8 protein-coding genes are annotated in these 15,888 nt (G+C 74.0%); 4 read left to right on the forward strand and 4 right to left on the reverse strand.

Annotated elements, in window-relative coordinates; translation table 11 throughout:
* Positions 1 to 434: 434 nt before the first annotated feature.
* From VFE05_08570 to VFE05_08580, 3 genes are all read right to left on the reverse strand, one after another.
* Entirely contained in the window at positions 435 to 2,990 is a 2,556-nt protein-coding gene (locus VFE05_08570) for a BamA/TamA family outer membrane protein (protein HET6230109.1), read from the reverse strand.
* Between the two features lie 294 nt (positions 2,991 to 3,284).
* Positions 3,285 to 4,397, reverse strand: a complete 1,113-nt coding sequence (locus VFE05_08575) for a DUF4956 domain-containing protein (protein HET6230110.1) — start codon at positions 4,395 to 4,397, stop codon at positions 3,285 to 3,287.
* Between the two features lie 440 nt (positions 4,398 to 4,837).
* Positions 4,838 to 5,692 carry a helix-turn-helix domain-containing protein gene (locus VFE05_08580; protein HET6230111.1) on the reverse strand — a complete coding sequence of 285 codons (855 nt, stop codon included), beginning with the start codon at positions 5,690 to 5,692 and terminating at the stop codon, positions 4,838 to 4,840.
* Positions 5,693 to 5,820: 128 nt separating this feature from the next.
* On the opposite strand from VFE05_08580, the gene VFE05_08585 reads away from it, so the two are divergent.
* Complete coding sequence (locus VFE05_08585; GenBank protein ID HET6230112.1) at positions 5,821 to 6,000, forward strand: hypothetical protein; 180 nt, start codon at positions 5,821 to 5,823, stop codon at positions 5,998 to 6,000.
* A gap of 10 nt (positions 6,001 to 6,010) precedes the next feature.
* Here VFE05_08585 and VFE05_08590 read toward each other — a convergent pair whose 3' ends face one another.
* Positions 6,011 to 7,288 carry a hypothetical protein gene (locus tag VFE05_08590; protein ID HET6230113.1) on the reverse strand — a complete coding sequence of 426 codons (1,278 nt, stop codon included), beginning with the start codon at positions 7,286 to 7,288 and terminating at the stop codon, positions 6,011 to 6,013.
* Between the two features lie 563 nt (positions 7,289 to 7,851).
* Between VFE05_08590 and VFE05_08595 the strand changes: the two genes are divergently transcribed.
* From VFE05_08595 to VFE05_08605, 3 genes are all read left to right on the forward strand, one after another.
* Positions 7,852 to 9,120, forward strand: coding sequence for a PLP-dependent aminotransferase family protein (locus VFE05_08595; GenBank protein ID HET6230114.1), 1,269 nt, complete (start codon positions 7,852 to 7,854; stop codon positions 9,118 to 9,120).
* Between the two features lie 134 nt (positions 9,121 to 9,254).
* Positions 9,255 to 14,309, forward strand: a complete 5,055-nt coding sequence (locus VFE05_08600) for an amino acid adenylation domain-containing protein (protein HET6230115.1) — start codon at positions 9,255 to 9,257, stop codon at positions 14,307 to 14,309.
* Between the two features lie 297 nt (positions 14,310 to 14,606).
* A partial coding sequence (locus VFE05_08605; protein HET6230116.1) for an amino acid adenylation domain-containing protein occupies positions 14,607 to 15,888 on the forward strand: 1,282 nt, incomplete at its 3' end.

The following is a 15,888-nucleotide window of genomic DNA, read 5'->3' on the forward strand; positions in this document are numbered from 1 at the left end:
CGCGGTCCGCCGTGCATCATCCGTACTCCATGCTGCTCAGTGTTCGCGGGAGAGGCATCCCTCCGCGCATGGCCGACCCTGCACGAACGGCCGAAGGGTCGATGGGTGTCGGCGCCTCCCGGAAGCTCCGTGCCGGGCCGCAGGTTTCGGACGCAACGAACGAGTCGGTGGATGCGCGGCATCCTCCGTTTTCGGTAGATGCACATCGTCGCGTCGTCCTCTGGAGATGCCGCGCTGCAAGCCTTCCGTCTCCGCACCGCCCTCCGCCGATGCGGTAGCCCGGCGGTGCGGATGCAGGCCGGCGGATCCGGATCCGCCCGGTCGAAAGATCCCGGGCCGCCGGGCATCTCCCGTCCGCCATCTCATTCAACCCGATGCGGGCGATGGAGATGCTCGTCGCGGCCGACGAGGGCCGTGCATCTACCGGACGCGGGTCAGTAGGGCATGCCGAACTTGAAGTAGAGCGACCCCTTGTCGCCGCGGGCGTAGGCGGCGCTCACGGTGTTGCGGCCGTCCAGGAAGGTGAACGAGAGGCCGCCGCCCAGCGCGGTGTGCCAGCCGCCCGGCGAGTCGCCGTGCACGAACACGCGGCCGGCGTCCGCCAGCGCGAAGGCGCCCAGGTCGCCGTGCACCAGCAGCGTGGCGCGCGTGAGGAAGGTGCGCAGCTCGGCGCCGCCCCACGCCGCCGCGTCGCCCGCGTAGCGCTGCCCGTGGAACCCGCGCAGCGTCCCGCTCCCGCCGATGTAGGCGGCGTCCTGGAAGGGGAAGTCGCCCCAAACCTTCTGCCCGCCCGCCCGCAGTGCCAGCGTGGGCCCGGCCATGCCGGGAATGGAGAGGTACGCCGCGGCCTGCGCGTGCGCGTCGCCGTACGGCCCCACGTCGCCGCCGGTCGCCAGCGGGTTGCCGGTGCCGCCCACCTGCGCGCGCAGGCCGCGGCGCGGGTTGGAGACGCTGTCGGGCACGTTGTCGAACAGCAGGTCGCCGTGGGCGCCCGCGGTGGTGAACGCGTCCACGCCCCGCGGCCGCAGGATGCCCGCCGCCGAGGTGGACAGCTCGCGCGCGTCGTTGCGCCGCACGTTGGGTCCGAAGGCGAAGAAGGTTCCGGGCGCCACCGGCAGCGACAGCGTGGGAAAGAGCAGCAGCTCGCGGTTGAACACGCGGTAGCGCCACTCCCCTCCGCCGGGCGACTCGTTGCCGTAGCCGTGGAAGCGCGTGAGCTCCAGGTCTGTGGCGCGCGCCAGCAGCGTGGCGCTGCGCTGCGAGTTGGGCCAGTGCCGGTCTGCCGTGAGCTCCACGCCGAACCGCCCGTACTTGGGCGCGTACACGCCCTTGAGCGACGTGCGCAGCTTGCTGGGCTCGGTGCGGAAGCCGTAGCGGGTGATGGACGGCCCGGCGCCCACCACCAGCCCCACGCCCGAGCGGTACTGGACGAGCGGCGCCAGGAACGACGTCTTGCTGCCCCAGTCGCGCGGCTGCGCCTGTAGCTTGCCGCGCTCCACGACACGCTCCTCGTACGGCCGCTCGTCCACCGCGGTGTGGGCGCCGCGCACGAACAGGTTGTGGCCCTGGTCGTCGTCGAAAGCCGTCGTGCCGGTGGAACGGTCCTCCAGGCGGTCGTCTCCGCCGCCGCCCACCGCGATCACGCCGATGCCGCCGCCGCCGCGCACCGTGAGCCGGTCGTCGCCGCCGTGCAGGAAGATGCGCACCTCGTCGGTCTCGCCCGGCAGGAAGCGGCGCTGGTAGTACGGGCGCGCCTCGGCCTCGCCGTCGTGGCTGGCGTAGAGGCGCACGTCGGCGCTGCCGTCGCCGTTGCGCACCACGTCGGCCACATCGCGGTCGTCGGTCGCGTGGATCTCCGGGTCCAGCGCGGCGATGCGGTAGAAGCGCTCGGCCGCCTCGGGAAGCTCGTCGCGGCGGGCGCGCAGGCGCGACTCCAGCTCGGCGCCGCTGCGCGCGTACCACTCCGGCGGCATGGACCGCACGGCCCGCGCGATCACCGCGTCGGAGAGCCGCGCCTGCATCACCGTGACGACGGAGTCCCACACGGGCCGGGGCAGGTCGCTCAGGATGCGCCTGTCCAGCCGCTGCGGGTTCTCCAGCAGCCCGATCAGGCTCTTGGGATACGTGCGCTCGAAGGTGACCAGCTTGGGCTCCTTGCTGCGCGCCACGGGCAGCAGCGCCCCGTCGTAGCGCACGAACGCGTAGTCGCGGTCACGCCCTATGGCGCGCCACACGTGCTCGCCGCCGCGGTCGAAGCGGGCCCACTTGTACTGGTCCTCGTGCCGGTCCCAGTCCGCGATCCACAGGTCGAAGAGGCGCCCCGTGAGGTAGTCGCGGCTGTCCACGCGGTGCCGCGCGTCCTGCTCCACGTCCTTCCACATGTCCTCGGTGTCCGCCACGTCGTCCGCCCCGGCGAAGGCGGGGCCGTGCTTGCCGTTCCCCGGCCGCTCCTCCACCACGCCCAGCATGCCCGCGAAGTCGTGGCGGAACTCGCCCAGGGCGGGGTCGTCGGGCATGGCGTAGAGGCGCGGCTGCGCGCCCAGCAGGCCCAGCGCGAGCTGGAGCTGGATGGCGATGGGGTTGGCGTCCGGGTGCAGCGAGCTGACCTGGTCCTGGATGAGCCAGTCGACCGCGGTGTTCTGGATGTCCTTGGGCAGCGCGGGCGTGACCTCCTTGTCGACCGAGCGGAAGCTGTACTCGCGCCCGTCGCCGCCGCGGAAGCGCAGCGACTTGGTCTGGTTGCCTCCGCCGCGCTCGGTGGGCGTGAGGCCGCCGCCGAAGCGGCGGAGGTCCAGCACGGGCACGCGCGTGGGCGTCTGCCAGAGGTCGCGGTAGTCCTCGCCCAGCAGCGCGCGGCGGACGGAGCCCGCCTCGTAGCGCTTGCTGGCGACCACCGTGGCCGAGTCCTGCGCGGCCGCCGGGCGCGCGCCCGCGAGCCCCGCCCCCGCCGCGAGCGCGATCGCCGCCGCGCGCCCCATCCGTGTAGCCATTCCCATTGCGAGCCCCTGCATCGTGTCCAGTGTGCGCGCCCGGTCTATGGGGCGCGTCGAGTCCATTCGATCGTCCGGCAGGCGCCCCCTCCCGCTCGCTTAGGCTCGCACCCTCCCCCGCAAGCGGGAGAGGGTTGGGGCTCGTGCGCGCTTCGGGCGGGTCGATGCGGGCGGAGGCTTCCGGTTGGTCGGAGGCGGCGGACTTTACGCCGTCGTTGCCGCGGTTTTCGACCGCCAAGCACGGCCCGCCTTCCATCGTCCGAACCGCACCGCATCTACCGGCATCCCGCCCACTTACCTGCGCTTCTTCTTGCCCTTGCGGCGTGTGCGGAAGGGCACGTACTCGGCGGCGGAGACCTGCTCGGCCCACCGCTCGTCCAGCGCGCCCAGCAGGTCCGGCGCGGAGGCGTCTTCCTTGAGCCGCACCAGGTAGTACAGCGTCGAGAGCCCGTCCTCGCGCGGCACGATGTCGGCCAGCGTCCAGTCGCGCGCCATGTCGCCCAGCGCCTCGGTGACGGTCATGCGCGCCAGCTCGGAGTTGGGCGTGTGCACCAGCAGGATCCCGTCGGTGCGGATGCCGTGGTCGTCGTCCAGCATCCGCCGCCGTATGTCGCGCTGCTGCTGCGGCTCGCGCGCCAGCACCAGCGCCGAGTCGCCCACGGAGAGGATGCCGGTGCGCCCGTACTGCCCGCCGTAGATGGAGCCGATGTTGTACCGCCACATCAGCAGCACCACGAAGTTGAAGAACACCGACATCACCAGCGCCACGTCCAGCGCCTGCACGCCGCTCGACAAGCCGATTCCAAGGCTCAGGAAGATGTACACCGCGTCGCGCGGGTCCTTGAGCGTGTTGCGGAACCGCACGGCCGCCACGATGCCCGCCAGGCTGAACGCCAGCGCGATGCTGTTCTTCACCACCAGCACGATCCCGCACACCACGATGGGCAGGATGATGACCGACCGCACCAACGCGGGGTCGTACCGGAAGCGCTTGGTGAACATGTAGACGCGCACCACCGGCACCACCAGCGCCAGCGCGGCGGCGATGGTCAGAAAGGTGACCAGGCCGCGGCTGAGCAGGTGCCCCACGTCCAAGGTGCCCCCCGGGGCGCCATCGAACTCCGCCTTCAGGAAGGCGCTCTTGGACGTGGGCAGCGAGGTTGGCGGCAGCAGCGCGTCGCGCACCGCGGGCACGAAGTACACGAGCAGCGAGGCTACTGCCAGCAGCACCACGTAGTACAGGACGAGCCGCAGGAACGGCGCGCGGCGCGTGTTCTTGAACCGGTCGAGCAGCGAAGCGCGCGGCTCCGGCTCGGCGGCGCGCACCGGCGGCCCGTCGCCCTGCATGGGCCGGGACAGCAGCGTCTCGGAAGGTTGCTCGTGCGGCAAATGGGGTCGGTCGGCCATGTCGTCTTCGGGTGTGGGCGGCCTTGGCGGGCGCGCAGGCGTGGGTCGTAAGCAGGAAACACGCCGCGGACCGGATCCGTGCGCTTCGGCACCATGCGCTTACGAGGCGGCGGATGGGTGGGGGATTGGTGGCGGTGGGCGGGGCCCGGGCGGCCCCCTCCCCCGGCCCCTCCCCCAAAACTGCCTGGGGGAGGGGAGCCTGGTCCACGGCGGGGGCGGGGTTTGCGACGGATTGGTGCGGTCGCGAATGGCTCTAACCCGCACCTCATATGCGGTTATATCATCCTCCGCGTTCCGGGGAGATATCGGGGAAGAGCCCGTCCGCAGCACCATCTCGTCGGGCATCGCGCCGACGACACTCCACCGGACCCGAAAACACGAGAGGCCCGGACGGTGGGTCCGGGCCTCTCGGTTCGCGCGGGCAGGCGTTGGGCGGGCGGCTATTCCTTGGCCTTCGCCTGGGCCTTCTCGGCCTTGCGGCGGGCGCGGCCTTCCTCGCGGGCGTCGGACAGCTCCTTGAGGAAGATGGCCGAGGCGGTGGAGAAGGCGCCCTGCTGGCGCAGCTTGGTGAGCAGCACGCCGGTGAACTCCTGCACGGCCCGCCGCAGGCTGCTGTCGGAGGCGTAGCCGCAGGTGTAGGCCACGCTCAGCACCGTCTGGCTGGGGTCGTCCAGCAGCTCGCAGGCGAGCAGCACGCGCATCCACGCCAGGATGCGGCGGGGCGGCGGCAGGTCGGCCTGCTCGGCCCAGCGCAGCAGCGTCCGCTCGGAGAGGCGCAGCGAGGCGGCCAGGTCGCGTCCGTGCCCGCCCTCGGCCACCACCTCGGCGGCGGCCATGAGCAGCGTGCGGGCGCGGCCGGAGAGAGTCGCCGGAAGCGAGCGCTCCAGCAGGCTCTGCAGCGGCCGGCCTTGCGCCGACCGCAGCCGCCGGGCGATGGCCTCGAGCGTGTCTTCCTCGTCGAGGGCGATGACCTCCTTCACGCCCCACTCGCCCAGCGTGCGCAGATCGCGTATGCGGCCGCGCTTCACCTCCAGGGCGGCGATCACCGTCGCGCTGGGGAACTCCCAGAGCAGCGAGCGCAGCTCGGGGGCCAGCTCGGCCTCGCTGCCGTAGGCGCGTGTGTAGGGGTCGACCACGATGAGCGCCGCGGGCGGCGCCTCGCGGACCGCTTCCCGAAGGCTCTCCCAGTCCGTGACGAACTGGCACTGGAAGCGCTGGCTCCCAATGCGGCGGAGGCGCTCCCGGAAGAGCGCATCCGAATGGAGGACGAGGAGGGGACGGGCTACGGTTTGCATGACATGTCGGAAACTATGTGATCGACTCTCCGGCGCGTGTTCGCGCACTCGCCGAAATCGTCTCAGTTTACCTGTGTCCCGGCCTACTGTCCAGTTCCTTCGATCTTTCTCCCTCCAAAGGAGCCGAGATGAGAACAGCTCGTACCCTGCTCGCCGCCCTCGCACTGCTCGCCGCCGCCGCTTGCGGCACGGCCGACCCGACGGGGCCCGGTGCCCCTTCGGGGACGGCCGCGGCCCACGACAACCAGGGGGCGCTGGGCTCGGGGGCGCGCACGCAGGAGCCGGTACCGCCCTTGCCGGCGGCCTGAGGCAGAGGGCTCAGCCCACCGCCGCCAGCGAACGCACCAGCTCGGCGGCAAGGACGTCGCCGGGGTCCTCCGCCGTGCCGGGCGGCGTGACCTCGGCGGCGCGCGCGCTGCTGCCTGCGCGGGCGGCCTGCGCGATCGCCTCGGCCGAGGCGAGGATCTTGGCCTCGCCGCGGCGGGCTGCGGCGCGGGCGGCGGTCTCGGCGGCCATGGCGGCCAGCGGCGCGTCGCCCAGGCTGGCGGCGCCGCGGGCCAGGTTCAGCCACACCTGCGCGGCGCCCCGCTCCGCGTCGGGCTGCTCGACCAGCGAGGCGGCCTCGGCGGCGGCGTCCTCGAAGGAGCGGCGGTCGCCGGTGCCGGCGGCGGCGCGGGCCACGTTGGCCAGCACCACGGCCCGCTCGGCGCGCCCGGGAATGTGCGGCAGCGCGGCGCGGAACACGGGAAGCGCCCGCGCGAACTCGCCCGCGGCGGTCCAGAAGCATGCCACGTCGTGCGCCAGGGCGGGCACGCGGGGGTGCCCGTCGCCGTAGGCGCGCAGGGCGGCGCCGGCGTACTCGGTGGCGGCGTGGCCGTCGCCCAGCTCCATGGCGGTGACGAACAGGTCGTGCAGCGCCATGGCCTGCACCTGCCGCAGGCGGTGCCGCTGGGCGGCGCGGAGCGCCCGGGTATGCATGCGCCGCGCCGCGGGCAGGTTGCCGCGCTGCACGGCCAGGTTGCCCAGCGCGGCGAAGGCCATGGCGTAGCTGCTCCAGTCGCCGCTCTGCCGCGCCAGCACCACGGCCTTGTGCAGCCACCCCTCGGCGCGCACGGGCTCGCCGTGCTGGCGGGCCAGGCGGCCCACGGCGTAGGCCAGGGCCGCGTCCCCCGGCTCGGCGAGGGCGGCGGCCTGCATGTACGCGAGGGCGGTGGCGGGCGCGCCCCGCTCCTCGGCCCAGCGCGCGACGGCGGCGCACGCCCACGCCACGCGAGCCCGCGGAAACTCGGCCGGCGAGGCGAGCAGCTCGGCGATGGCGTGCAGGGCGGGCCTCAAGCGCTCGTCCAGCCCGGCGCGCGAGAGAGCCTCGGCGCGGCGGGCGGCGGCGGCGCGGGCGAACACGGCGGCGCGCTCGGCCTCGGGCGCGGCGGCCCACAGCAGCACGTTCCGGAGTGACTGGAAGAGCACGAGCCCCGGATCGCCCTCGACCTCGGCCAGCAGCGCCGCGCCCTCCAGCGTCTCGGCGCCGCGGGTGATGGGGGGGAGCACGCGGAACGGACGCCGGCGGGACGCGGGGGCGGGGAGGGATGGGCGCATCGCACGCTCCTGGATGGTTTGCGGGCGCGGGGGAAGGCCCCATGGAACGGGGCGCCGGGGCGGGTGCCTGTATGATACATCGCACGGGCTGTTCGTGCCACTAGGTGCATTTCAGCGCACGTGAGACGTCCGCCGTACCGAAACGCCACAATGCGCGGAAGCAGGAACACCCCATCCGTTCCGCCACCCGCGAGGCCCGGTTCGCGCACCGCGCGCACGGGCAACGAAATCCAGCCGCCGCCTGGCATCTCCCGCCGCGAAAATCCAAGCAAACATACGGATCCGTTCACCTCCATTTTCCGACAGGCCTTGTTTGGGAGAGTCGGTTTGTGTATCCTTTTGTCCGGCTGCGGAACGGCCCGCTCGCGCCACGGCGCTCCTCTTCCCGTCACCACGGGCACGGACGCGGGGCCGCGCCGGCCGCGGCCCGCCGTCTCCCCGAAACGGGGTGGCGCCCCGCGGGAGAGCCCCCGCCATACCCGCTGGCTCTCCCCTCCATGCGCCGCCGCCAGGCCCCCCAGCCCGGCCGCGGCGACCCAAGAAACCGATTCCAGGGCACCGGGATGAGCACGCAGATGACCCTCGACTCCGTGCACGGCATCGACGTCTTCCGCCCCTCGGCTGCGGCCGGGGTGGCGGCACCTGCGCCACGCGTGCTGGAGCCCGCGGACTGGGTGAAGGACGTGAAGCCGTCCACCATCTCCGAGATGCTCAAGGTGATGGCGCGGCCCAACCTGATCTCGTTCGCGCTGGGCCTGCCCGCGCCCGAGCTGTTCCCGGTGGAGGAGTTCACCGCGTCGGCCGCGCGGGTGCTGGCCGGCGACCGCGGCGCGCTGCAGTACCGGCCGCCGTCCGCACGCCTCAAGAAGCAGGTGGTGGAGCTGATGGCGCAGCGCGGCGTGCGCTGCACCGAGGAGCAGGTGTTCCTCACCACGGCGGCCCAGCAGGGGCTGGCCCTCCTCGCCCGGCTCTTCCTGAACCACGGCGCGCAGGTCATCACCGAGCAGCTCATCTACACCGGCTTCCAGCAGGTCATCGAGCCCTTCCAGCCGCGCATCCTGGCGGTGCCCACGGACTTCGACACGGGCATCGACGTGGACGCGGTGGAGCGGCTGCTCGAGGGCGGCGCCCGGCCGGGCTTCATCTACGTGATCTCCGACGGGCACAACCCGGTGGGCGTGTCGGTCTCGCCCGAGAAGCGCGCGCGGCTGGTGCAGCTGGCGCGGCGCTTCGGCGTGCCCATCGTGGAGGACGACGCGTACGGTCTGCTCAACTTCGGGCAGGCGGTGCCGCCCATGCGCGCCATGGACGACGAGTGGGTCTTCTACGTGGGCTCGCTCAGCAAGGTGATGGCGCCGGGCTTCCGCATCGGGTGGATCGTGGCGCCCGAGCGGTTCGTGCCGGTGCTGGGCTGCGCCAAGGACGCGAGCGACATCGACACCAGCACCTTCACGCAGGCGCTGGTGTCGGAGTACATCGAGTCCGGCCACTTCAGCGGCCACCTGCCGCGGGTGCGCGACGCGTACCGCGAGCGGCGCGACGTGATGCTGGCGGCGCTCGCCCGCCACTTCCCCACCGGGGCGCGCTGGACGGTGCCCACCAACGGCGCGCTGATCTGGCTGGACCTGCCGCGCCACGTGGACACGGGCAAGCTGCTCAAGGTGGCGGTGGAGACCGAGGGCGTGGCCTTCGTGCCGGGCAACGCCTTCGCCTGCGACGGCAGCCGGGCGGGAAGCAACGGGATGCGCCTCAACTTCTCGCACCCCTCGCCCAAGGACATCGAGGAGGGGATCGGCCGGCTCGCCCGCGCGGTGAGGTCCACCTTCGGCTGAGACCCTACACGCCGAGACGCGGGGGCGGCCCACGCCGTCCCCCTGCGGGGTGAGCGCCCGGCCGGCTCGCCCCGTTCCCGTCTCCCGCACCCACGCCCGCGCCGCGCCGGAAACGCCGTTCCCCAGGTGCGCCCATGGTCGATTCGGTCAGGCCCGCCCCCGCTCCCGAAAGCGCCGCACTCCCCGCCCGCCCCGCGCCCGCGCTGGTGCACCGCCTGTTCGAGGCGCAGGCGGCCCGCACGCCGGACGCCCCCGCGCTGCTGCACGCGGCCGGAGAGGTGAGCTACGGCGAGCTGGACGCGCGGGCGAACCGGCTCGCGCGGCACCTGCGCGGGCTGGGCGTGGGCGCGGAGGTGCCGGTGGGCGTGTTCTGCCCGCGGACGGCGGAGATGGTGATCGCCCTGCTCGGCACGCTCAAGGCCGGCGGGGCGTACGTGCCCCTGGACCCGGCGTACCCGGCCGAGCGCGTGGCCTTCATGCTGGCCGAGACGGGCGTCCGCGCCGTCGTCACCGTCTCCGCCCTCGCCGGCCGCCTCCCCTCCACCCCCGCGCACCTCGTCGTCCTAGACCGGGATGCGGACGCGATCGCGTCGGAGGATGCGGGCGCCGTGGACGCCGCGGTGCACCCGGAGAGCCTGGCGTACGTGATCTACACGTCGGGCTCCACCGGCTGGCCCAAGGGCGTGCAGATCGAGCACCGCTCGGCGGTCGCCCGGCTGAGGTGGATGCGCGACTTCTTCACCGAGGCGGAGCGGGCCGCCGTGCTCTGCGCCACGTCGGTGTGCTTCGACGTGTCGGTGGCCGAGGTGTTCGGCACGCTGTGCTGGGGCGGCAAGCTGGTGCTGGCGGAGAACGCGCTGTCGCTCGCCAGCCTGCCCGCGGGGCACGAGGTGCGGACGGCGTGCATGGTGCCCGCGGCGGCGGCGGAGCTGCTTCGGCTGGGGGCGATCCCATCCACCGTCCGTACCCTCGCGCTGGGCGGCGAGCCGGTGCCGCCGGACCTCGCCCGCGGCCTGTACGCGCTGGGCACGGTGGAGCGCGTGCTGAACCTGTACGGGCCGACCGAGGACACGACGTACTCGACCTGCAAGCCGCTCGGGCGCGAGGACGGCGGACGCGTGACCGTGGGCCGGCCGCTGCCGGGAACGCACGCGCACGTGCTGGACCCCGCCGGGATCCCGGTCGCCGCAGGGGCGGAGGGAGAGGTCTGGCTGGACGGTGCCGGGCTCGCTCGCGGCTACCTGCGGCGTCCCGCCCCCACGGCGGAGCGTTTCGTCCCAAACCCGTTCGGCGCGGCGGGGTCGCGCATGTACCGTACGGGCGACGTGGGGCGCTTACGCGAAGACGGCGAGCTGGAGTGCCTGGGGCGGCTGGACCAGCAGGTGAAGGTGCGCGGCTTCCGCGTGGAGCCGGGGGAGGTGGAGGCGGTGCTCCGCGAGCACCCGGCGGTGGACGCGGCGGCCGTGGTGGTACGCGACGACGCGCCGGGCGGGCGGGCGCTGGTGGCCTACGTCGCCGCGCGCGACGGCGCGGCGAGCGCGACGGAGCTTCGCGCGCGCGTGGCGGCGCGCCTGCCGGAGCACATGGTGCCCGCGCACGTGGAGGTGCTGCCCGCGCTCCCACTCACGCCCAACGGCAAGGTGGACCGCCGCGCGCTCCCCGCCCCCCGCCGCGCCTCGGCGGACGCGTCTGCATCGGCCGAAAGCACGTTGCCGGCCGAGATGACGGAGACGCAGCGGCGGCTGGCGGCGATCTGGGCCGAGGTGCTGGGAGTGGACGGGGTGACGGTGGATGCGGACCTGTTCGCGCTGGGCGGCCACTCGCTCCAGGCGACGCAGATCGTGGCGCGCGTGCGGCGGGAGATGGGCGTGGAGCTGCCGCTGCCCGCCATCTTCGCGACTCCGACGGTGGAAGGCATCGCCCGCGTGGTGGAGGCGGCGCGGGCGGAGCGCCCGGACGACGGCGTCGACCGCATCCCCCGCGCGGACAGGACGAAGCCGATCCCGCTCTCGGCCGCGCAGGAGGCGATCCGCTTCTTCGAGGAGCTGTCGCGCGGGATGCGCAGCTACGACTTCCAGGCGACGGTGGCCTTCCGCGGCCGGCTGGACGCGCGGGCGCTGGAGGCGGCGCTGAACGAGATCGTGCGCCGCCACGAGATCTTCCGCACCACCTTCCCCGTGATCGACGCCGAGGCGGTGCAGGCGGTCCACGCGCCGTGGGCCGTGCATCTCCCCATCACCGACCTGTCCGGCCTGCCGGAAGACGGACGGCGGGCGGAGATGGAGAGGCGGATGCGCGCCGGGTTCCTGGAGCCCTTCCGCCTGGAGCGGCTGCCGCTGGTTCGCTGGCACCTGTACCGTCTCGCGGAAGGCGAGCACGTGCTGGCGGCGGCGGAGCACCACTTCGTCCACGACGGCTGGAGCTTCGGCGTCTTCCTGCGCGAGCTGACGGCGCTGTACGAGGCGTTCGCAGCCGGGCGCCCGTCGCCGCTGCCGGACCCGGAGATCCAGTTCGCGGACTACGCGGTGTGGCAGCGCGCGCGCCTGGCGGGCGGAAAGGCGCGGGCGGGGCTGGACTGGTGGGCGGAGAAGCTGGCCGGCCTGCCCGCCGCGCTGGAGCTGCCCACCGACCGGCCGCGGCCGCCGGCGATGAGCTTCCGCGGCGCGTCCCGGCGGGTGCGGCTGGACCCCGGCCTGGTCGCCGCGGCGGAGGCTTTCGCGCTCAAGTCCGGCGCCACGCTGTACATGACGCTGCTGGCCGCCTTCCAGGCGCTGCTGTCGCGCCGGTCGGGCCAGGACGACTTCTGCGTGGGCGCGGGCGTGGCGGGGCGCGACATGCGCGAGACGGAGGGGCTGATCGGGATGGTGGTGAACACCGTCCCTCTCCGCGCGCGGCTGGACGGCGACCCGGAGTTCCGCGAGGTGCTGGCGCGGGTGCGCGAGACGGCGCTGGAGGCGTACGCGCACCAGGAGGTGCCCTTCGGCGAGATCGTGGAGGCGGTGCGGCCGGAGCGGGCGCTGGACCGGCTTCCCATCTACCAGGTCAGCTTCAGCTTCCACGACGCGCCGTACCCGCGGCTGGAGCTGCCAGGCCTGCGGCTGGAGGTGACGGAGGCGGTGGGCATCGGCGCGGCGAAGTTCGACCTGCAGGTGATCGTGATCCCCCGCGCCCACCAGCACGCGGGCGAGGGCATCACCATGATCTGGGAGTACGCCACCGACCTGTTCGACCCGGCGACGGTGGACCGGATGGCGGAGGAGTTCCAGACGCTGCTCGCGGCCGCCGTCACGGCTCCCGCGACGCGGCTGTCGGACCTGCCGCTGCTGCACGAGACGGAGGAGCGGCGGATCGCCTCCGCGTGGAACGACACGGACGCGCCGTACCCGCGCGACGCCACGCTGCCCGAGCTGTTCGAGCGGTGGGCGGCGGAGACGCCGGACGCGCCGGCGCTGGTCTTCGGCGGGGAGACGCTGACGTACGCGGAGACGGACGCGGCGGCGAACCAGCTCGCGTGGCGGCTGCGGGAGCGCGGGGTGGGCGCGGAGGGGCGCGTGGGCGTGTGCCTGGAGCGCTCGGCCGAGCTGGCGGTGGCGGTGCTCGCGGCGCTCAAGGCCGGCGCGGCGTACGTGCCACTGGACGCGGACTATCCCCGCGAGCGGCTGGAGCACATGGTCCGCGACGCCGGCATCGCGGTCGTCGTCACCCGCTCCTCGCTCGCGGAGCGTCTTCCGGACGGCGTCGAACGGCTGGAGCTGGACGGGGAGGATGCGGATGCCGCGCCTCTGCCGAAGGGTGCACCGCCGCGCATCTCCAGTCCCGACATGCTGGCGCACGTCATCTACACGTCGGGGTCGACGGGAACGCCGAAGGGCGTGGGGATCACGCACCGCGGGGTCGTCCGCCTCGTTTGCGGGGCGGATTACGCGCCGTTCGCGCCCGGCGACCGGGTGGCGCAGCTCTCCAGCCCCTCGTTCGACGCCTACACGTTCGAGGCGTGGGGCGCGCTGCTGAACGGCGCCGCGCTGGTGGGCGTGCCGCGCGACGTGGCGCTCCACCCCGCCGCGCTGGCCGGCCTGCTGCGCCGCGAGCACGTGACGGCGGCGCTGCTCACCACGGCGCTCTTCAACCAGGTGGCGCGCGAGCTTCCCGGCGCGTTCACGGGCGTGCGGCACCTGTACTTCGGCGGCGAGGCGGCGGACGCCGCGGCCGTGCGGCGCGTGCTCGCGGCGGATCCGCCGGAGCGGCTGGTGAACCTCTACGGCCCGTCCGAGGGCACCGTGGTGGCAAGCTGGCACCGCGTGGAGTCGTTGGATGCGGACGCGACGGCGGTCCCCATCGGCCTCCCCGTCGGCAACACCTCGCTGCACGTGCTGGACGAGCGGGGGCGGCTCGCTCCCGTCGGAGTTCCTGGCGAGTTGCACGTGGGCGGCGACGGCGTGGCGCGCGGCTACCTGGGCCGCCCCGCGCAGACGGCCGCGGCGTTCGTGCCCGACCCGTTCTCCGCCCGCCCGGGAGCGCGGCTGTACCGCACGGGCGACCGCGTGCGGCGGCGCGAAGACGGCGCGCTGGAGTTCGTGGGCCGCGTGGACCGGCAGGTCAAGCTGCGCGGCTTCCGCGTGGAGCCGGGGGAGATCGAGGGCATCCTGCGCGCCCACCCCGCCGTCGCCGACTGCGTGGTGGACGTGGTGGAAGCCGCGGGCGACCGGCACCTCGCCGCCTGGGCCGTCCTGGCGCCGGGCGCGGAGGCCGACGCCGCCGGGCTGCGCGAGTGGGTGGCGGCGCGCGTGCCCGCCCACGCCGTGCCCGCCGGGATCGCGCTGCTCCCGCGGCTGCCGCTCACGCCCAACGGCAAGGTGGACCGCCGCGCCCTCGCCGCGCCCGAGGTGGAGCGCTCGGACGCCCGCCCGGCGCCCGTGCCGCCCGCGACGCGGACGGAGGCGCGCGTGGCCGGCCTCTGGGCCGAGGTGCTGGGCACGGACGAGGTGGGCGTGGAGGACGATTTCTTCGCGCTCGGTGGCCACTCGCTGCGGGCCATGCGCCTGGTGGCCCGCGTGCGCGAAGCCTTCGGCGTGGACCTGACCGTCCGCGCGCTCTTCGACGCCCCCACCGTCCGCGCCCTCGCCGCCGAGCTGGACCGGCGCACCGCCCTCTCCCGCGGCGAAGACGCCCACGCCGCCGCCGCCGACTGATGCCGATGCCGATGCCGATGAGCCAGACGCCAGCAGGCGCGACGACGTTTCGGAAGATGCGATGTACGACGACGCGCCCCGAACCACCGGCCGCGAGCCGTCGCCGTTAGTCCCCGCAGGGGGACTTTGCGCAGTCGTTGCCGCGGTTTCAACCGCCCGTCCTGATGCCGCTGGCGGGACAGACGTTCGATGGTCGAGACCGACCATCCAGATGGATGCAGCCCTGGCCGCACGGGGTTCGTTCCTGAGCCCCAGCCGCTTCACGCGGCCCGGAAACGCCGTACCCCAGGTGTGGAGATGAGCGATATCACGGAGACGGACGCCGGGCGCGCCGCCACGGCTGCCGAAGCGAAGCCGGGCGTAGCCTACGCCGGCCCGCCCATGGCGCCCGCGGGGCTGATCCACCGGCTCTTCGAGGCGCAGGCCGCCCGCACGCCCGACGCGGCCGCGCTCCTGCACGCGAGCGAGACCATCACGTACCGCGAGCTGGACGCGCGCGCCAACCGCCTCGCGCGGCACCTGCACGCGCTGGGCGTGGGGCCCGAGGTGCCGGTGGGCGTCTTCTGTAGCCGCACGCCCGAGATGATCGTCGGCCTGCTCGCCATCCTCAAGGCGGGTGGCGCGTACGTGCCGCTGGACCCGGCGTACCCGGCCGAGCGCGTGGGCTTCATGCTGGCGGAGACGGGCGTCCGCGCCGTGGTCACCGAGTCGCGCGTGGCCGGCCGTCTCCCCTCCACCTCCGCCCGCCTCGTGCGGGTCGATGCCGATGCGGACGCCATCGCGCGCCAGAGCGACGAGCCGCTGCACGTGCACGTCCATCCCGAGAACCTGGCGTACGTCATCTACACGTCGGGCTCCACGGGCAAGCCCAAGGGCGTGCAGATCGAGCACCGGAGCACCGTCGCGCGCCTGCGGTGGCTGCGCGACAGCATCAGCGATGCGGAGAGGTCCGCCGTGCTCGGATCGACGTCCATCTGCTTCGACGTGTCGATCGCGGAGATCTTCGGGACGCTGTGCTGGGGCGGCCAGCTGGTGCTGGTGGAGAACGCGCTGGCGCTGGCCGCGCTGCCCGCCGGGCACGAGGTGCGGACGGCGTGCATGGTGCCCGCCGCCGCGGCCGAGCTGCTCCGCGTGGGCGCCATCCCGGCCAGCGTCCGCACGCTGGGCCTGGGCGGCGAGCCGGTGAGCAACGAGCTGGCGCGCGGGCTGTACACACTGGGCAGCGTGCAGCGCGTGCTCAACCTGTACGGGCCCACGGAAGACACGACCTACTCCACCTGCAAGCAGGCCGAGCGCGACCCGTCGTCGGCCATGACGGTGGGGCGTACGCTGCCCGGCACCCGCGCGCACGTGCTGGACGAGGCGGGCGGCGCCTGCCTGCACGGCAGCGAGGGCGAGGTGTGCCTGAGCGGCGCCGGCCTGGCGCGCGGCTACCTGGGACGCCCGGGTGCCACGGCGGAGAAGTTCGTGCCCAACGCGTTCGGCGCGCCCGGCTCGCGCATGTACCGCACGGGCGACCTGGGCCGCTTCCGGGCAGACGGCGAGCTGGAGTGCCTGGGGCGCGTGGACCAGCAGGTGA

Source organism: Longimicrobiaceae bacterium (genome assembly GCA_035696245.1).
In the GTDB taxonomy this organism is placed as follows: Bacteria; Gemmatimonadota; Gemmatimonadetes; order Longimicrobiales; family Longimicrobiaceae; genus DASRQW01.